This window comes from Streptomyces sp. NBC_01474 (assembly GCF_035918215.1).
Taxonomy (GTDB): Bacteria; Actinomycetota; Actinomycetes; order Streptomycetales; family Streptomycetaceae; genus Streptomyces; species Streptomyces aureus.
The window spans coordinates 2189718-2209648 of the sequence record NZ_CP109449.1; the positions used below are offsets into that span (position 1 = coordinate 2189718).

The following is a 19931-nucleotide window of genomic DNA, read 5'->3' on the forward strand; positions in this document are numbered from 1 at the left end:
GTTTGCGGGCCGGTTTGAAGACCATGGTGCAGCTCGCGGAGAGAGCCGGGGATCTTGCACGGATTTGTTCCCGGACGCGGTGAGGTATTCGCGCAGCGCCCCGCAACGCCCCCTCCTCGGCCTGACCGGACCCCATCACCGCAGCTCACAGCACCAATTCGTACTCTCGAGCGGCGCAGGCTGCGCCTCTCCTACTCCCCGACCGACGGCCTTCCCGGCTGCCTCCTCCTGGTCACCATGCGGTCGAGGTGCGCCACCACCCCGGTGTGGAACTTGTGGATTGCTTCGTCGACGCTCCGGATGAATCCGGATTCCGTGTTTCCCCGTTGCGTGCCCATGCCCTTGTACAGGGACAGCCGGAAGCCGGTGATCTTCGTCCCGCTCTTCGGGAGGAGATCACCCGGCTCGGGGCGCAGACGTTCCAGCGTTCCCCGGGGGCCTCCCGAATCGCCATCGACCAAGGTCTCGATGTGGAGATCGGCGGGCGCTTCAGCCAGTTCGCGGACGATTCGCTTGGCCCAGGAGAGCGGGTAACCCTGCTCCGGGGGCGAGATGTCGATGGACGTGCGGATCTTGGCAGTACGCAGATCGGCGGTGACGGCGAGCACTCCTGGTGTCTGCTCAATACGCAGCTCGGCATGGAGCTTGCCGTTCTGGCACAACTCGTCAGCCATGCGGGTGCGTCGGGCCACCGCGTCCGTGCCGCGGCGGGCACGCTGCACGGGAAGGACCTTCCGTCCCAGTTCACCCCCCAGACCCAGCGAGACCTGACGTACCAGACGCTCCCAACTCTCGACGGCCTCGAGTGCCCGTGGGTCACCCGGGCAGAGGGTCTCGTCCTGGATCCCGTTGCGCACGGGCACCCATGCCGGTCCCATGTTGTGGAAGCCGTGGCAGCCCGAATTCTCGTGGAGCAGGTAGTGCAGCAGCTCCTCCAGGAGCCAAGCATGTGCGGGGTGCCCGACGCCCTCATGCCGGATCAGCATCTGCGCCTGATGGGCCACCTCGGCCCAGGACAGATGCCACAGACTCACCTTGTTCTTCCGCCGCCGGTCGATCTTCACCTCGACCAGCGGGCTGCCTTCCAGCGCCACGTCGTTGGAGAGGGTGATGACCGCCTCGTAACCCCTCCTGGCGGCGATGTCCGAGTAGTCCTGCACCTGCTCGGCCCTGAGCGGATTGCCATTGGTCTTGGTCTCGACGAGTGCCGTCCACAGTTTGCCCGCTCGCTCCACACGGATGACACCGTCGGGGCGCCGGGGCGATTCTCCGTGGGGCAGTGACACCTCGGTGAAGGTCTCCATACGCCCGGCGGGGGCGCCGAACCCAGCGGTGAGCCGCCGGCCGAGCTCCGGCACCTGAGCCATCACAGCCAGCAGGACCGAGGTGGCGCGAGCCTCCCGGCCCCGGTCACTCTTCAACGCGGACACGGGGAAGAGACGGGCGCCCCTCCAGGACTCGTTCTCCGCGAGGGACTTCTGCGGCGTCTTGGAAACAGTGACTTTCTTCTTCGACGTGCGCGGACGCACCGGCTTCCTGGCGAGCGGCGCCGCTGCCTCGGCTGCCTGGCGCGGGCCTGGGGCGGTCGCTGTGACGACAGGGTCCGGCACCAAATCCGGCACGGGCTTCTGCTGGTGGACATCAGGGGCCGGGAAGTCCTCGGAGCCTTCCTCTGCCTGCGTGGCGTTCGCCGACTCGGCGTCGTCGTCGATGTCTACGCCGTGATCCCCGGCCAGGGCTGCGAAGCCTGCCTCGTAGCCCTGCCCTACAGCCCGGAATTTCCATTCCTCTCCACGCCGGTACAGCTCACCAAAGATCAACGCGCTCACGTCGCCGGCATCATCGATGGCGAACCGCAGCAGCGGCTCGCCGGACCCGTCGCTCAACCTCAGCTGCAGGTCTTCGAGTTCCTCGAACCGGGCCGACTCGTATCGGCTCGCCGCGATGAGGATGGTGGCGACATCGCCGGGGACCGCCGTCAAGTCGAAACTGATCCGGTCCTCGCTGCCCTCTCCCGCAGGCGTTTTGCCCAGCAGCTGCACGCTCCCGTCCGGCGCGCAAGCGTTGTTATAGAAGTAGAAGTCGGCGTCGCTGCGGACCTTTGCGTTCTCGTCCAGCAGGAGCACGGAGACATCAGCGTCCCCCTCACCCGTGGGACTCACCCATCCCAGACTGACAACGACCGAATCGACGTCGCTGCCGCTCAAGCCCCCCAGCCCAACGTTGGCCCCCTTGACCATCTCGTACATGCGGCCTCCCAACCGATCACCCAGGTACGAGGAACCCCCCTCACTCACCCCGTCGGTACATGTGTGCATATGGTGAGCCTGGCGTGAAGAGAATGAGTCTACGGGCAGTAGGGGAGGCTGGCCCTCACATCGCCAGAGCTGGTCGCGCGTCTGAAGTCGGCCCTACGCACCGGCGCTGCTGGTGAGACCCAACAGGCGTCGGCGACCACCACGCGCCGTACACCGATGCCGGTTCGTGCGCTTCTAAGAAATGCCCACCCGTATGGTGACCCCTTTCCACCCTGACTTCTGCGGGCCGGAGTTGGTAGTTCCGAGGAACGACGAATCTGTTGGCAGACGAGTTCTCGACCTAGGTCACCCATGCCTTCCCAGTGAGCTGTACTGAGATCTGTGGCGTCTCGGAGGCCGGCCAAAGAGGAACCAAGCCACAATGACCTGATTCCCAGACTCGGCACCCTCAAGCTCGACCAGCTCGGGCACCGGCACATCGCTACCTTCGCCGCCTTCGCCGCCTTCGCCGCCTTCGCCGCCAGCCAACTCGCCGCCGGCCGCGGCAAGGTAACCCTCTCCAGGCGTCTGGCCCCCTCTCCAGCGCCCTCGGCGACGCCATCCGCCAGCACCGCCTCCCCCACAACCCCGCCAGTCCCCCGGTCCTGCGCCGGCCACCCTCGCCGGAGCGGCGCATCTGGACACCAGAGCAAGCGGTCCGCTTCCTCGCTTAGCCACGAGACTGACCCCCGGCTGTCTGTCGCCACGCCGGGTCCAGGACCGGCCCACACCGCGGCCATGCACCGCCGCCGTCTCGGCATTCCGGACGGCGTCCGCTTCGCCCTCCTCAGTTCGACCTGGGGCCGAGCGTGTCGTCGTTCGCCTTCAAGCCCGCGGTCGTCGAAACGTCTGCGCGGCGTCGGTGCGCCAGCCGCCGGACCGATTCATGAAGGCGCCGAGTGGCTGGTACTCCTCCGCAGTGACGAAGCCGGTGACATCGCCCCTGGTGGGCGTCTTGGCGCCGCCGTATTCCCGTATTCCAGGCCGAGAAGCGATGCTGGGCTCGCGTGTCAAGTGCGGTACCGGTGGAGTCCCCACCTGGCCTAGAGTCGGGTCGGCAGCTGCACCGCCCTGACGGCGCCCGGATCGGACTGTCCGGCATGGGGAGCGGTGCGAACGCCCAGAAACAACGGCGATGGTGAAAGCGATGGATCAGACGTGAGGTTGCTGTTCGACCCTGAATCCGAGGTCACCGACGAAGAGGGAACCACGGCACTGGGCGTCGTGGGCCAGCCGCCGCACCAGGAGGAGGAAGGCGACGCCTTCGACGCGACACGTGACACCCTGATCCGCCTGGTGGCCGAATACTGGCACGAGCAGCAGGAGAGAGCGCCGTCGGGTCAACTCACCGACACGATCGATGAGTTCATCCTCACTCACGTTCTGGACTACCGTCACCACGGCACGGTGGACGGCCGGCTCGCCCTGTGGCGGCAGGAACACGTGCGGGCCGTCCTCCTGGAGTGGCTGCCGCGACACGTCACCGTCCTCCCGGACGAGGCGGCCGAGCACGACGCACCCGCTGCCGTCGCCGCTCTGGTCGACTTCCTGGCCGCGGCCGGCGTACTCGACCCGCGCTCCGACGACCCCGGCCGACTGCGCACGCTGGCCAAGGAACTGCGGTCCGCCCACGAGGAGGCCATGCAGGATCCGCGTTTCATGGGCCCGGCCAAGTTCTGGATGCTGACCGCCGCCCGCAACGGCGTCGACGTCCGTAACAAGCGCGCCCTGGACCGCTTCCTCGCAGACGCCCGTGCGGGGCGCGTTCCGTACGGCGAGGAACAGCTCGCCCAGGTCATGAAGAACCAGTTCACCGGGTTCTTCGGTAGGGCACTGGACACCGGGGCCGGGCCCGGCGGCCGCAGCCTGCTCCAGGAGCGGGCGCTGCCGTTGCCGGTCGTTGTGCTGGGTGAAGAGGAGGAGCTGCGTCGGACTGCCGCAGGCTCGGGCCTGCTGGGGCAGCTCGATGAGGTGGCGCGGTGGCTCGGCACGGAAGGGCGGCCGGTGACGAATACCGGCCGCCTGAAGGTGGCCGATGCCCTCGCCCTGGCCCGTCATCTCGGCACCGACCGCGGCCGGGGAGAGGCGGCCGGCCCCCTGATCCATCTCGCGGGGGACACCTGGGAGAACATCCGCCGGGCCGATCAACTCCCCATGCTCCGGCTCCTGGTGGACTGGGCACGCCAGGCACGCCTCATCCGGGTGTACCGCGGCCGGTTGGTGGCGGTCGCTGGCGCCCGGGCCGTGCGCGAGGACCCACTCGCCCTGGCCGTCCGAGCCCTCGCCGCCTTCCCCGAGCTGCGCGACCCGCTCCTGATGGGCCCGGTGTGGGATGTACCGTCCGACCTCTATCCACGCTTCGATCTCCTGCTCACCGACGTCCTGGCCACGCTGTACGGGATGCCCGCCGCCATGCCGTGGCCCGTGCTGTGGCAGTCGGTGCGCGACAGCTATCTCGGGGACGACGGCTGGTTCGCCACACCCGAGGCGCGGCAGGCGTCGCATCGCCGCTCCGCCGCCGAACTGTACGCAGTCATAGACCTGTTGGCGGAGGTGGGGATGGTGACCTTCGAGCGCGGCACGCCCGCCGCGTTGTTCCACGAGAGCCTGCGCGACCTGAACGAGCCGGAACATCCAGAACCGGCCGATGCCTCAGACCTCTCGGACGACTCAGACGGCTCAGACGGCTCAGACGGCTCAGACGGCTCAGAGGACCTCGCGGTCCGCGACGACGTAGAACTCGTCCGGCTCACCGAGCTCGGCACCTATGCCGTACGCGCCCTGCTGACCTCCCTCGACCGCAGCGCCCCGGCCGTCGGCGACCTCCGGGACGCCGACGCCCCGACGCTTTGTGCCGCACTCCTGGACGAGTACGACCCGGCGAGCGCCCGCGCAGAACTCGCCGAGTGGATCGCGGCACGGGGCGGATGGAACTCCGCACGGCCAGCCTTCACCGAGGCGCTGCGCCGCACACGACTGCACTCCCGACGCCACGCACTGCTGCGGCTGCTGGCCGAAGAACTGCCCGACGGACACGGCCCCGAATTCCTGCGCACCCTGCGCTACGAGGAGGAACTGCGCCCCAGCGCACTGTTCATGGCACAGGCACAGGCACAGGCGGCCGCCGCGGCACTCTCCGCGCAGGGTTCCGCCGAGCGGGATGCCGCCGACGCCGCGGCCCGGGCCGACGAGGATCTGGACGACCACGAGATCGCCCTGACCGCCGCCGAGAGTCTACTGCTGATGAGAGAGACCGGCGGCGAAGAGGCACTGCTGGAGCAGGTGGGCCACAGCAGCGGCGACGCCGCGGCGTTCGCCACCATGCTCGACGTGGCGCTCGCCTCCGGCCACCCGGACCAGGCGGGCCTGGAGCGGCTCAGCCGGATCGACCTGGCCGCTCTCCGCCGCAGGGCCGCCCGGCTGGGGCGCCTACGCGCGGACGCCGCCCGCCGGCACAAGAGCGGCGGCACCAGGAAGCGCAAGAAGCGCCGCTGAGAGCGGTGCCCACCACCTCTCTGAAGGTTGAGTGGCTACGGGGGTGGGGCGAGCCGGTGGCCCACGCCGTTCAGGGCTCTGTGCGCGTCCTCTCCAGTGGAGCAAGGTCTACAGCGCCACAAGGCGAATCGCGTTCTTGAGCCCCACACGACAGTGCGCGGGGCGTCCTCGCCGCCAGGGTGCGCACGTCGTGGCATGACGGTGCTTTAGGAAACCGCGGTGCCAGCACACAATGGTGTCCGGGCACACCAGCAGGTGCAACCCTCGTAATCTGTCCATCGACAGGTGGTGGAGCAGGCCGGCGAGCAAGAACCGGTCACCCCGCATGAACGGCAACTTGTCGACTTGGCGTTGCAGGACCGTGAGCTGGTGCCGCAGTACCAGGATCTCGACCTCGGTGATCCTGACATCCGATGCCCCGCATGCATCTGATGTTCCGCCGGCGGTGACTGCGCCGTCGCACCGCTCCAGAACATCATTGCGGCAAGGTGGCTGACCATCATGCAGACACCTCGGTGGCGACCGCCGCCGAGGTGTCGTCGGGGTCGGCCGCCCAGGCGTGGAGCTCGTCTCGGCGGCGAAGGCACCGCAGGCGACGCGTCCGGCCTGTCGCCGCAACGAACGTGGACGACGACTGATTCTGGCGCCGGTCACAAAGCGGGCGTGAGGCCCTCCCAACAGACCGTCCAACCCTGGTCCGGGAATCCCGGGGCCACGCCCCGCGGGCCGGGACGCCCCCGCTCGCCCGCAGGGCCGCCAGGAGAGTCGCGCCAGCCGGCGCACATCATGGCGACGGCGTAGAGCAGGCCTCCCGCGGCCGGGAAGTACGGGGACGGCACCCCGCTCTTCCCGCTGGCTGGCAGGCCGGTGCCGGTGAACCCGAACCGCTCGTGGAGCAAGTACTCCACGGCCGAGTCCGGGTCGCCAAGGCGGGCGGCGTTCATCGCCAGGAGCGGGAAGTCCCAGCTGTACAGGTCGGCGACTGGCCAGGTCTCGCGGACCTTTTGGGTCGTCGCCCGCATGGTCTCCACGTCGACGCCGTCACCGGGGAGCATCCCGAACGGCGCGACGGGGTCGGGGTGGTTGGTGTTGTACTCGGTCCACATGTCGGTCACGCCCTCGTACAGCACATACACGCCGTCCTCGACGGGCAGCGGCGCCAGGCCGTCGAGGACCTCGTCCCAGTACGGCTCACGCGCCATGCCGAGGCGCTCGCGCCACTCCTGGGCGATGCGCAGACCGAAGCGCCAGTAGGACAGTTCGAAGGCCGGGTTCAGAGTCTGGGCGGGTGGGTTGCGTTCGTTGCAGCACATGATCGGCGGGCCGATGACATAGCGGCCGCTCTCCTCGCGGTGGGCGAACGAGGCGATGAACTCCGCACTCTCGTGGACGACTTCGCGCCACTTGAGCAGGGTGCTGCGTCCCGGGTGGGCCTGATGGTCGAGTTCCGCGAGGAAGAGAGGGTGGGGCTGCTGCCAGATCAGCAGACAGGTCGGGGTGCCGGGCGACTCGCGGCCGATCGCGTCGCCGTATGTCGTCGTCATCTTCGGCCAGCGGGCGCCGCGGAAGCCCTGGGACGTGGCGAGGCGTCGCGCCGTAGGCAGGAACCGTTCGTAGATGTCGGTGCCGCGGTCCAGGAGCGGCCAGCGGTTCCAGAGCGCGTACTGGAAGGCGTGCCACCAGTACATCTCCATGTGGAACTTGCCGTACCAGCCGTTGTTGACGAGTCCTGACTCCTGGGCGGGGTCGTTGCCGGCGTCGTTCACGGCCAGGTGGTACTGGCTCAGGACGATGCGGCGCTCCAGCTCGCGCCAGCGTGGGTCCTCGCTCGCCGAGAGGTCGACCGCCCCGCCGGTCCGCCAGAACCGCGGCCACCAGGTCTCGCTCTGGCGCACCACCTCGCCGGCCCTCGGCACGGCGCCTCGCACCTCGGACGCGAAGAGGGCGGCTACGTCCAACTGGTCGCCTTGGCCCATGACTTCGTAGCGGTGCCGACCCGGATCACTGCGGCTGACGCGGGCGCCCGGAGACAGCGCCAGGCCGACCTCGTAGCGGGTGGCGTCCATGGTGTGGGTGACGACCGGTGTGCGGCCGCGGCGGCGCAGCACAGTGGTGTGCAGCTCGGGACGGTCCCAGAGGCCGACGTACGGCGCCTCGAACTTGTTGCGTCCGGCCGCGGTGGCGTACGGGAAGTCCAGGAAGACCGAGAGGCGCCCGAGCCGGACGAGTGCGGACTCGATGCGTACGCCCATGACGTCCTGGCCGGGGTGACAGGCGGTCTCGACGGTGACCCGGTGTCCTTCGAGGCGGAACGCGCTGCGCAGGATGCCCGTCCACGGGTCGAGTTCCTGCACGGTGTCCGTGAGGTCGGACTCGGTCGCCTCGGTCCCGTCCGCCTTGAGCAGCCGCATGCCGATGCGGCCGAGGTTCGCCCGGTGGGGGTTCTCGCGCAGCCAGTTGTGGAGTTCGGGCTCGTTGTCGTCGTCCGTCCAGTAGGAGACGTCGCGGCCGTACGTGTCCCAGACGGTGCCCCGGTAGTCCGCGATCTCCTTGCCCGCCGGCAGGGCGTCCGCGTGCCAGCCCCAGTCGGAGAGGGTGTTGAACGGCACGAAGGTCTGCAGTCCGGTCACGTCGGCGCCGAAGGCGAACCGGCCGTTGCCGACCTGGACGGGCAGATCGAGGTCGCTGCTGTGCCGGACGACGCGGTGACGGGACACCAGCGCGTGCCGGTCGATGCGGGTTCCGGTGCCGTCCGTGCCGGGTTCGGCGGCCGCCGCCGACTCCGCTTGCAGGACGCGGGACATCAGCGTCGCGGAGGTCAGGGCGGCGACTCCCCCGACGAAGGTTCTGCGGGAGACGTGCGGCTGGTCGGTCATGAACGGTTCCTTCCTCGTTGGGTGGACACGACCACCTGGTAGACGCTCGTGTTGATGTCGATGCCGTTGTCCGCCCAGAAGTTCACGGACACGTAGTGCCGGTCGCGATACCAGCTCTGGTCGTCGTCCAGGGTGACGGGGTCGCTGAGGAAGGTGCCGTCGGCCCGGACGTGTACCGGGACGGGTGTGTCGTCGCGGTCGACGAGGATGCGCAGTGTGCCGGTGCGTGGGAAGTCGGGTGCCGTGGTGAGGTCCACCGCGCCGGCGATCCGGAACGTGCGCCCGGGAACCGGTGTGACGGTGTCGGGGCGGCCGGCGTCGGCCGCGGTCAGGCCGGTCGCGTCACCTGTGTCCGGGACCGCCCGCGTCGCGTCGAGGAGGCGCAGCGGTGTGGTGTCGTAGCGGGTGGTGGCGCCGGTCTGCGGGTTGATGTAGGTGACGTTGTCGACGACGAGGTCCTTGATGTTCTTGTTGTCCGCGAAGCCCGCCGCGAGGGTGCTGGTCGAGTGGTAGACGGAGTCGCGGTAGCGGACGTTCTCCACCGGGGAGCGGGACGCGGCGCTGCGGAAGGAGAAGCTGGTCGTGGCGGGCGGCATGTCGGGGCCTGTGTCGACACGGTCCACATAGATGTTGCGGACCTGGGGGTCGAAGTCGTCCGCGTTCGGGAACGGCACGGTCTCGTTGTAGTTGCTGTCGAGTTCGACCAGGGACCGGACGGCGTACTGCAGCAGGCTGTCGCGCAGATAGATGCTCTCCACAGCGCCGCCGCGGGTGGAGTTCGTCTTGATCTTCAGGGCCATCGCCATGCCGTGGCCGCCGAAGACGTTGTCGTGGATGAAGACGTCGCGGATTCCGCCCGACATCTCGCTTCCCATGGAGATGGCGGCGGAGTTCCCGGCCTCGTTGCGATAGTCGGAGTCGCGGATGATGATGCGTTCGCTCGGCGTCCGGTGCTCGCGCCCGTTGACGTTGCGGCCGGCCTTGACTGCGGCGCCGTCGTCGCTGACGGTGACGTGGTTGTGCTCCATGACCACGTCATGGCTCGACTCTGGGTCGATGCCGTCGTCGTTGTTCCAGCCCTTGGCCTCGAAGTCCTTCGTCTTGTCGCTGTAGATGTCGAGGCCGCGGACGAGAACGTTGGCCGAGCTGAGGGGGTGGACGATCCAGAACGGCGTATTGCGAATCTTCACGTCTTCGATCAGTACGTTCGTCGATTCGTTGGGCTGGATGAAGGAGGGGCGGAACGTCGATTTCATGGCCTTGGCCCCGGCGGGCGGTGTGACCTGGCGGACCTTGCCGTCCTCGACGACGGGAATCGTCTTCGGCAGGTGGCCGTCGTCGCTGAAGAGGCGCTGTTCGACCGGGGTGTCCTCGAAGTTCATGCGGTTGAGAACACCGTTCTGCCCGTAGGAGCCGTCCGGGTCCTTGTCCTCCACCGAGGGCTCGCCCCAGTAACCCTTCTTCCAGGGGCGCCAGTTCCACATGTCCTCCTGGCCGTCGAGGGTCCCTCCGCCGCTCACCGCGATGTCGTGCTGGTGCAGGGCGTAGATGAGCGGCGAGTAGCTGTAGAGGTCGGTTCCTTCGTAGCTGGTGCGCACGACCGGGTAGAACTTGTTGGTCCTGTCCCGCATGAACTTCACGACGGCGCCGGTCTCGACGCGCAGGTTGACGCCGCTGAGCAGGTTGATGGCGCCGGAGTAGTAGGCCCCGTTCTCGTTCAGGGAGCCTCGCGGCGGGACGACGACGGTGCCGCCGCCCGCGTCATGGCAGTCCTTGATCGCTGCGTTGAGGGCGTTGCCGTAGAACCACACCCGCTGGGAGTCGTACACAAGGGGCGAGGTCTTGGCCGCGGGGTCACCGGCCTCGTTCCCGACGGCGTACCGCTCCGTGACCCGGCGGACCTGGGACCGGTAGGCGGGGTCGGTGATGTCGCAGCGGCGGTCGGGGAAGACCGGGACGTGGGCGTTGACGGTGGAGTCGATCCGGTCGTAGAGCGGCTGGTTCCAGTAGGCGCCGTCGCGCCCCGCGGCCCCCGGGTCGTACACGGCCAGCGCGTAACTCCCCTCGGTGCGGCCGTCCTCGGCATGGACAGTGAGCCGGTCGCCCGCCATGACCGGACCGTCGCGCCGGACGGCACCGGACGCGTCGACGATCGTGCGGCTCTGGCGGGAGCGGTCGGATGCGGTCAGGCGGCCGAGTGTCTGCTGCACGGTCGCGCCGGGGCGCACGGTGACGGTGGATGTGCCGACGTTGTGGATCACGCGCGTGGATCCGGGCTTCGCCACCACGACCGTGCCCGTGGACGCGACGACGCTGTCGTCAAGGTCTGAACTCGCGGTCACTGCAGCGGAGTTACCGGCCGGCACCAGGCCTGTAAGGGCCACGGCGGCGCACAGGCTGAGGACGGCCCGGGCCAGTGCGCGCGCGACCGGCCGGCCCGCTCCGTGCCGTACCTCTCGCTGCTCTCTGTACTGCTTCATAGCGAGGCCTTCGCGTTCAGTCGGTGGACCGGGCGTGGAACGACACATGTCCGGACCCGACGCGGTAGACGGCGCGGCCGTCCTCGATGCCGAGGTAGCGGACGCCTTGGCCCGTGACGCGGTAGGCGCCGCCGTGAACCACCGGCAGGGCGACGGTCGCCGTCACATTGACGGGGACGGTGACCTCGGTGTCCACGCCGTGGCGGTTCCTGCGCCAGTCCACGCCGACGGTGCCGCGCTCTGTCCACTGCGTGCCGGAGGCGTGGTCGAGGCCCTTGTCCGCCGGGGCGATACGGACCGTGGCGGCGCCCGGCGAGGTGACGGTCAGGCCGAGGACGCTCTCGATGACGCCATTGATCCCAGCTCCGCCCCACCCGTGGGAGAGGCTTTCGCTGCTGCTCTGGGACACCTGGGCACCGGTGCAGTCGGAGGTCTCGCAGCCGGGGGTCCACTGCTCCCACAGGAAGGTGCCGCCCTCGGCGAGCACCTGGGCCGGGCCGTCGTGGCGCGGGTCGGTGAGGAGATCCACCACGGTGTCCGGGCGGTCGGTGACGCGCAGGGCTTCGAGCAGCGTGCGCAGGGTCATCGGCCCCTGCTGCATGCCGAGTGCGGAGATGCGCTCGCCGAGTTCCGGGTATTCGGCGGAAGTTGCGGCTCCGTAGGCGACAGGGAAGGTCTGCGCGTGCTGGCCGGCGTGGTCGATGCGGCTGCCGGTGGCGGTCAGGCCGTCGGACCAGGCGCCGCTCCCGGGGTCGCGCAGCTGGGCTCGCATCGCGGCGGTCAGGTGCTCCGCCCGGTCGTCATACAGGGTGTGGGCGTCCGCGTCGCCGAGGGCGTCGGCGGCCTCGGCCGTCGAGCGCAGCGCGCCCAGGCCGAGAGCGTTGACGACGGTGCGGTTGACGTTGCCGTCCGTGACGTAGCCGTAGCGCATGGGGGCGGGCCAGTCGATGATTCCGTACTTGTACGCGCCACTGCCGCCGGGCAGGTCGGCCACCAGACCGCGGCTGTCGACGGCGGACGATATGTAGTCGGAAATGTTCTTCATCACGGGCAGGGCCTGTGCCAGCAACTCCCGGTCGCCGGTGGTCCGGTAGTAGCGCAGCACCCACTCGGGGAACATCTCGGTGTAGTCGGGGATGTCCCGTTTGCCGTCGCCGTTGGGGTAGACGGCGTTCATGGCGCCGTTCTTCCAGTACCGCGCCTGGGAGTTCATGAAGGAGACGATCGCCTGCCGGGTCAGGCTCCGCTCCCCGGAGGCCGCCATGGTCGCGTACGACTCGTCGATGGCGTCGCCGAGGAACTGGCCCTTTTCCCGGGTCGGGGTGTCGAGGAAGACGTTCTGCGCCGACTGCAGCGCCGAGTGCTGCATGAGCGCGAAGACGTCGTCGAGGGTGTCGTCGCTGCTGGAGAAGGTGGCCGGGTGGGCGGCGTCGGTGTGCTGCACGACGGCCGTGATGTCGTCGGTGGTCAGCTTCTCGCCGGGGTCGCTGATCTGCAGATAGCGCCAGCCCCAGTACGTGAACGGCTGCGCGACCTGGGCGCCGTCCCGCTGGGTGTGGAAGAAGCGCATGTTGCTGCCCTGGGTGTCGAGGGCCGACGTGCCGGCGCGGGAGTTCTCCACCCAGCTCCCGGCGGCGTGGTCCTTGCCAAGCGCCTGGTCGAGGGTGGCGGTCTTCCCGTCCACCGCCGTCACGGTGCGGGTTTCCGGGTCGCCCGCGCCGTAACCGGTCGCGGGGGCGTCGACGGTGACACGGTCGCCGACGTGCAGGTTGCCCGTACTGGCGAGGGTCACCGTGGTGTCCCCGGCGCTTACGGCCGCTGTCAGCGTGGAGTTGCTGCGCCGGTAGCTGGTGGTGAAGGTCAACTGCCGCCCTGCCACGCCGTGCTGGAAGCTCACCGAGGGAACGGCGGAGTTGACCTTGCCGAAGTCGGCGAAGACGGTGCCGTCCGGGAGGCGGAGCAGGGACTTCGGGTGGACCACCGTGCGGGTCAGGTGGGCGTTCGTCGCGGACAGGTGGGTGAAGGCGCAGGGTGATGTACCGGACGCGTACGAGGAGCATTCGGCCGGGTTCGGTCGCGGGTGCGGGCCGACCACCGTGGCGCCGGACCAACTGCCGTCGTCGTAAGCGGCCTTGTCCCAGCCCGTCAGTTCCGCCCGGGCGTCGTAGTACTCGACCCGGTCGCCCGCGTCCTTGTTCCGGAACGACACGGTGTCGATGGTCTGCGGCTCGTAGCGGCGCACCTTCCAGCTGCCGTCGGACACCATCACGTCCCGGGTGCCGTCCTCGTGGTCGACCACGACCTTCACGAGCAGACCGTCGGGGCCCTCCGGGCCGGCAGGACCATTGGCGCGCCCCTGGCACTTGCAGTTCCAGTAGTGCGTGACGACGCCGACCGGCAGCTCGTCTCCCGCCTCAACACCCTTGATTTCCGCGACGTCGTAGAGGCCCTCGCCCGCGTACTCGTACGACGAGCCGCGCTGGACCGTGCGTCCGTTCGCCTGGACCTGCCAGTCCCCCACGGCGGCGGTGTAGACGCGGGCACCGGTCACCGGACTGCCTCCGGACACCCGCATCACCTTGCGGGCGGCGGTCCACTGGTTGTCCGCGTCGTTGCCGGTGGCGGGCCTGCGGATCCACTGCGCGCCCGACCAGTCCGCGTCACCGAGGCCGGTGACGAACGTCGCGGGGCCCGCGTACGGCGACACCGCGCCCCGGCGGTCCCAGGTCCGCACCGTCCAGCGGTACTCCGTGCCCGGCGCGAGGCCGGGACCGGCGTAGGGAACCCAGGACTGCCGTGCGCCGGGCACCTTGCCGCTGTCCCAGACCGTGCGCCCCGCGCTGTCGCGCACGACCAGCTCGTACGCCGACTGCACCTCGTCGCTGTCGACGTCGCGCGGCAGCCAGCCGAAGGGGGGTGTCCCGTCGACGGCCGACGGGTCGACCCGGTCGCCGACCGTGAGCCCGGCCGGCGCCTGGGGGCTGTGATCGGGCCCTGCGCGGTCCGCGACCGCGGGCGGGGCAAGGGCAAGCGTCAGCCCGAAGGCCGTCGCGACAACACCGGACCGAAGACCGGACCGGAACGGGAACGGCCACTGAAGGCTCATGCACATGCTCCCAGGAAGGGATTTGAATGATTCAACTGGACACGACTGCTGCCACTTCCGCGGAAGACGGGAAGCGCAGTTGGAGCGATGTGAAGTGCAACAAGTGCGTCAACTCGGGAGTCATGGGCCTGACTTGCCGAATTGAAACGTATCAATATCTTCTGCCTCGGACCCTATGAAGGAGCCGAGGACAGTGTCAATGGGTGTGCACAGGAGTGGCAGAAGTGCCGCCCGCGCCGACTGCCTGGGCTCCGGCAACGACCCGAAGCTCAAATCTCTCCATTCCAGGGCGTAACACACGTGAGCCTTGGGAGTAGTTGCGGACGATGCCGGGTGGGCGCCGGCGGCGGTGGAGGAACCGGCTGGTTTCCGCAGCGAGTTCGGCCCGGCCTCAGACTCGGCTGTGCATCGGAAGGCTGCGCTCGAGGTCAGCGTCGCCCAGCCCGTCGGGGTCCAACGGGGCGCAGGACGGCAGAAGGTGCAGCTCGATCCGTGCGGCATGCCAGGCCGGCCAACCAGCACGGACCCCACCGATGCCGAAGCCAACTGCCGCCCGACGCGACACAGCAGGCGTCACCCGCCGTCAGCATCCAGAAACGCCGACTGCTGCGCACCCGCGTACTAGTGCTGCCCCGCGCAAGTTCGTGGAGGGGTGTTGGGCCTGATCAGGCGGTCTTGAGTGGGCTGCCGTCATAGGTCCACCTGAACGGCTTCGCGGTCTCGTTGCGGCCGATGACGTAACTCTCCAGCTTGTCGATGAGGTCATCGCGGCTGGAGAAGTCACCGTGTCGCAGCACGCGGCGGGTCAGGACGGAGAAGAACAGCTCGATCTGGTTGAGCCAGGAGGCGTGCGGCGGGGTCCAGTGCACGTGCCAGCGCGGGTGGTCGGCGAGCCACGCCTTGGTGTGTTTGGCGGTGTGGGAGGAGCCGTTGTCCAGCACGACATGGATGTCCTGGTCTGGGGCGATGACCGTGTCGAGCTGGTCGAGGAAGGCGGTGAACGTCGCTGCGTCGTTGCGGGCGATGATCTCGGTGAGGACCTCGCCGGTGCGCACGTCCAGGGCGGCGACCAGCGAGGCGGTGCCGTGGCGGCGGTACTCGAACTCCTCGTGAGCGGGCTCGCCTGGCCTGACGGGACGACCGGGGTGGCGCCTGGCGCGGGCGGCGATCGCGGTCTTCTCGTCGATGGACAGCACCACCGCCCCTTCAGGTGGGTCGCGGTACAGGTCGCACACGTCCGCGACACGGTCCCAGAAGTCAGGGGTGTCTCGGCGGGTGAGCCAGCCGCGGACCCGGTGCGGCTTGAGGTCCAAGTCGGCCAAGATCCGGCCGACTTGGGAGGCAGAAATGGTGGCGAAGACAGTGCCGGCGACCTGGGCGGCGATCGTGCGGTGCGACCAGGTCGCTTCCGGGTGCGGGGGCACACTGGTGGCGGCGGCCACGATCGCCACCGTCACCTGGGGCCCGTATGCCTTGGGCCGGCCCGAGCGGGCGGCGTCCTTCAGCCCGTCCCGGCCCAGAGCGGCGAACCGTCCGCGCCACTTACGGACCGTGTTCACGCTGACCGCCAGGTCCCGCGCGATAGCCCCATTGCTCAGGCCCTCACCCGCCGCCAGCACAATCCGCGCCCGGAGCACCGCCCGCACCTGCGCTTTCAGGGAGACCGCTGTACGGATCAGACACTCGCGCACCCTCTCGTCCAACTCCACCACGACCGCCTCGACCATCCCGGCCACACCCTCGCCCACCCCGACCAAAGTGATGATCATGGCGTATGCGGGGGTAACCCAGCAGGATGGACCCGTGCCGAAGAATCCGCCCGAGTCCATGCAGGATCACCTGCGCCACCGTCTGAACGTCCGCGCCAAGGAACGCTGGCCCCAGCTCGCCCGCGTCCAGGTGCGCTTCCGCTCCGGATTCGCCTACGTGGCAGGGGAACTGCCGGGCGAGGAGGAACCGCTGCCGCTGTGCCGCCTGCGCTTCACCGGCGTCCTGCACACCTGGGGCTTCGCCCTCTACCTCGCCAGCCGAGGCAAGTACGAGGACAACTTCCTGCCCACCGGACTGCCCTTCGGCTCACCCGAAGACGCCCTGGACTGCGCCTGCGGCTTTTACCTCGGCGACCCGACACCCTGATCAACACCCCTCCACGAACTTGCGCGGGGCAGCACTAGTAGGCGGGACCGAGCTGACGCCACGCTCGGTAGCGTCAGCTGCCCAGCCTCTCGACCCGGTGCGCACAGGCCGAGTTCATCGTCTGCGTGATGCACGAGCGTGCCGGGCTCGACCTCGCGGGAGGCGAGGGCGTACTCGAGCGTGGTGAGGACCAGATCGGCGTCCGCGCGGGCGGAGGTCTCCCAGGACACCGCCCGGCGGTGCCGGGATCAGTCCCCGGCCGGGGTGTAGACGGAGGCGAAGGACCAGTCGCCGGAGCCGACCTCGTACACCGCCGTGCCGCCCTCGGTGCGCAGCATGCGGGCGCCCCGGTCGGCCTGGACGGCCCCTGAGGTGACCGGCACGTGGACCTCCGCCGTGGCCCCCGCCGGCACGGTCACCCGCAGGCGGTAGGCCGAGCCGTCGCGGTGCCAGGAGGTGGAGGCCTTGCCGTACGGCGTGGTGTAGGAGCCGGATGCGGAGGCCAGGTCCCCTACGACGGCCGGCGCGACGAGCAGCTTCTGGTAGCCGGCCGCGCCGGGCGCCTGCTGGATCCCGGCGAGGCGGCTGGTGAACCACGAGTCGATCGCGCCGAGCATGAAGTGGTCCTGTGACTGGCCGGGTCCGCCGTCCCAGGACTCGCCGAGCGCCGTGTTGCCGTGCACCACCTGGTAGCCGTAGCTGGGGCTGGTGGTCTGCGTGGCGATCTTGTACACGATGTCGTCGTGGCCCGCCCCGGACAGCACCCGGAACGCCGCCGGCAATGAAATCTCACCGAGGTTCAGGTGGTAGCCCGCGTCCCGGATGCTGCCGACGAGGTGGTCGAGGAGCCGCTGCCGCTGGTCGTCGGGGACCGCACCCATGTCGAGGGCAAGGACCTCGGCGCCCTGGCCGCCGCCGCCGAAGGTCCCCGTCGCCTCGTCGTAGTACTTCCGGGTGAGCGCCTTGGCGCTCGCGTCGGCCTCGCTGCGGTAGGACGCCGCGTCGGCGTCGTCACCGAGCACGCCGGCGATCCGGCTGAGCGCGTCCACCACCCGCCAGTAGCCGTAGGTGCCCGCGACCGCACGCGGGAAGGACCTGTCGGGGGTGAACCAGTCGCCGAGCCCGTAGTCGAGGATGCCGTCGGAGACCTGGGTCTTCAGGAATGCCGCATACCTCTTCATGTCCGGGTAGTAGGTGCGCAGCGTGTCGGTGTCGCCGTACGTGGTGTAGAGCTGCCAGGGCACGAGGACGAAGGCGCCGCCCCAGTTGGAGTCGTTGCGGTAGGCGCCCGGCAGGCTGGTGTACTCCGGCACGGTGCTCGGGATCAGGCCCTCGGTGGTCTGTGCGTCGGCCATGTCCCGCACGATCTTGCGCAGGTAGGCCTCCATGTCGTAGTTGGCGGCCAGGGCCGGGAAGACGAGCTGGTCCTGCTCCAGCCAGCCGAGCTTCTCCCGGCTCGGGCAGTCGGTGAGCACGCTCATCATGTTGTTCTCGATGGCGCTGCGGGTGATCGAGTGGATGCCGTTGACCAGGTCGTCGGAGCTCTTGAAGTCACCCGCGGAAGCGTTGTCGGTGTGCAGTGCCTTTCCGCGCACGGAGATGGTGGCTCCGGCCGGCAGGCCCTTGATCTCCAGGTAGCGGAAGCCGTGGTAGGAGAACTGCGGGTGCCAGGTCTCGCTCTTTTCGCCGCGTGCGGTGTAGCTGTCCCACAGGGGGGCGCCCACGTTGCTGATGGACTGGAAGGCGTGGCCGTCCTTGAGGCTTTCCGCGGGGTAGATGCGCACGGTTGTGCCGGCCGGTGCGTCCAGTGTGATCTCAGGCCAGCCGGCGATGTTGCGGCCGAGGTCGAAGATGCGGCTGCCCGGGGCGGCGCCGGAGACCTCGGTGCCCTTGAGGTTCTCCTCGACGCGGATCGGCTCGGTCTCGCGGGCGCTGAGCTGTGTCGGGTGGCCGGGCGTGCCGGGCCCGTCCACGGTGACCGCGTGCGACCAGGCCGAGCGGTCCTGGTGCGGCTGGTCCCAGTGCGGTATCTCGCGGCGGGCGTCGTAGTCCTCGCCGCCGTACCAGTTCGAGGACGTGGTCGGCCCCAGTACCGTGCGCCAGTCCGCGCCACTGGCGATGCGCTTGACGGTGCCGTCGCCGAGGGTCACCTCCAGCTGGGCGATCAGCTTGGGGTCGCTGAGGTTCCCGTAGAGCTTGCGGTACCGGTCGGCGGTGCTGACCACGTTGGACATGCCGTTGCCGAGGGCGACGCCGATGGTGTTGTCGCCGTGCCGCAGCAGGTCGGTGACATCGTACGTGGCGTACTGCACACGGTCCGCGAACGTGGTGTTCGCGGGCTCCAGCACGGCGTCGCCGACCGGCCGGCCGTTGACGTCGGCCGTGTAGATGCCCAGGCCGGCCACGTGGAGGCGGGCGCTGCGCACCTTCTTGCCAAGCGCGAAGTCCTTGGTGAACAGCGGGAGGCCGGAGGGCAGGTACGGCTTCGGGGGCTGCCGGCCCGTGACCTTCGCGGCGGAGGCGAACGGTCCGGTGGCCGCGTCCCCGGTGGAAAGGGTGTAGTCGACGGGGAAGTTCGGTACGCGACCGTCGTCGGTGAGGACGTCGGAGCGCGGATAGAGCACGACCTGGTCGAAGGTCCGGGCGGACTTGAGGTCGAGGGTGAGGGTGATCGGCGAGGACGACACGTCGGCGCCGGAGTGGGCCTGGCTGGAGTACCCGGCCGCGGTCTGCAGGGCGCTGTTGGTCATCCCGTCGACGGCGAGGGCGGGTTCCCAGGTCTTGCGCAGGGTGTTGGACTCCGAGGCGGTGACGGCCGCGCCCTGGGCGAGGTCCGTGTCCGGCGCGGCGGAGTCGCGCACCTCGATCTCCCCCAGCTGCAGCCGCCAGGACCGGTTCGGGAAGTCGTCGGCCAGCGGCAGGCCGAGCTTGGTGACGTCGAGCCGGACGTAGCGGGCGGTGGTCTTCGGCAGCCGGACGACGACCGGCTCCACCTTTCGGGTGCTCAGCTTCCAGTCAGGGTTGGTGATCCACTGCGCGGACCAGTCCTGCGGGTTCGTCAGTCCGGTCTCGAAGGCGGCGGTGTCGCTCCAACGGGACGGGCGGTTCGTGGTGTTCGACCACACCGTCACGCGCCAGTAGACATGAGCACGCGATCCGAGCTTCTTGCCGGCGTAGGTCGTGCGCGGCGCGTCGGAGTCGACCCGGCCCGAATCCCACAGGTCGGGACGGCCGCTGGTGAGCAGAGCGCGGCTGGTGGCCGCCTGGACGCGGTACGCCTGCTGGGTGACGTCCGTGCCGCTGCCGCTGAGCTGCCAGCTCAGGTCAGGAGTGGTGTCGTCGATGCCGAGTGCCTGGCTCAGGTGCTGGGTGCGCAGCGTGACGGCGACGACGCCGGCGGGTGCCGCCTGGGCGGTCACAGCCGGGGGCAGGACGGTGACCAGTGCGGTCAGGGCGGAGGCGGTGACGAGGGCCGGGCGGCGCCGGACACGTCGGGGGAAGGCTGCGGACACGGGGTCTCCTGGATCGGGTGCGATGGACG

At 69.4% G+C, this 19931-nt stretch carries 9 protein-coding genes; 3 read left to right on the forward strand and 6 right to left on the reverse strand.

Annotated elements, in window-relative coordinates; genetic code table 11:
- Positions 1-191: 191 nt before the first annotated feature.
- On the reverse strand, positions 192-2249 hold the full coding sequence (locus OG758_RS10525; protein ID WP_326709742.1) for a TerD family protein: 2058 nt from the start codon (positions 2247-2249) through the stop codon (positions 192-194).
- Between the two features lie 1206 nt (positions 2250-3455).
- Here OG758_RS10525 and OG758_RS10530 point away from each other — a divergent pair.
- The gene (locus OG758_RS10530) at positions 3456-5792 is read left to right on the forward strand and encodes a hypothetical protein (protein ID WP_326709743.1); all 2337 of its coding nucleotides are present in this window, start codon (positions 3456-3458) and stop codon (positions 5790-5792) included.
- A gap of 285 nt (positions 5793-6077) precedes the next feature.
- The gene (locus OG758_RS10535) at positions 6078-6224 is read left to right on the forward strand and encodes a hypothetical protein (protein WP_326709744.1); all 147 of its coding nucleotides are present in this window, start codon (positions 6078-6080) and stop codon (positions 6222-6224) included.
- Positions 6225-6442: 218 nt separating this feature from the next.
- Here the strand turns inward: OG758_RS10535 and OG758_RS10540 are convergent, their stop codons facing one another.
- From OG758_RS10540 to OG758_RS10555, 4 genes are all read right to left on the reverse strand, one after another.
- Complete coding sequence (locus tag OG758_RS10540) at positions 6443-8668, reverse strand: hypothetical protein (RefSeq protein WP_326709745.1); 2226 nt, start codon at positions 8666-8668, stop codon at positions 6443-6445.
- Positions 8665-11148, reverse strand: a complete 2484-nt coding sequence (locus OG758_RS10545) for a glycoside hydrolase family 28 protein (RefSeq protein WP_326709746.1) — start codon at positions 11146-11148, stop codon at positions 8665-8667. Before OG758_RS10545 ends, OG758_RS10540 begins: the two co-directional genes overlap by 4 nt.
- 16 nt (positions 11149-11164) lie before the next feature.
- Entirely contained in the window at positions 11165-14254 is a 3090-nt protein-coding gene (locus OG758_RS10550) for an alpha-L-rhamnosidase-related protein (RefSeq protein WP_326709747.1), read from the reverse strand.
- 665 nt (positions 14255-14919) lie between these two features.
- Complete coding sequence (locus tag OG758_RS10555) at positions 14920-16023, reverse strand: IS630 family transposase (protein WP_326709748.1); 1104 nt, start codon at positions 16021-16023, stop codon at positions 14920-14922.
- A gap of 34 nt (positions 16024-16057) precedes the next feature.
- Between OG758_RS10555 and OG758_RS10560 the strand changes: the two genes are divergently transcribed.
- Positions 16058-16390: a hypothetical protein gene (locus tag OG758_RS10560; protein ID WP_266569625.1), complete on the forward strand. Its 333-nt coding sequence runs from the start codon at positions 16058-16060 to the stop codon at positions 16388-16390.
- 248 nt (positions 16391-16638) lie between these two features.
- On the opposite strand, the gene OG758_RS10565 is transcribed toward OG758_RS10560, so the two are convergent.
- Positions 16639-19902, reverse strand: a complete 3264-nt coding sequence (locus OG758_RS10565; protein ID WP_326709749.1) for a family 78 glycoside hydrolase catalytic domain — start codon at positions 19900-19902, stop codon at positions 16639-16641.
- Positions 19903-19931: the final 29 nt, after the last annotated feature.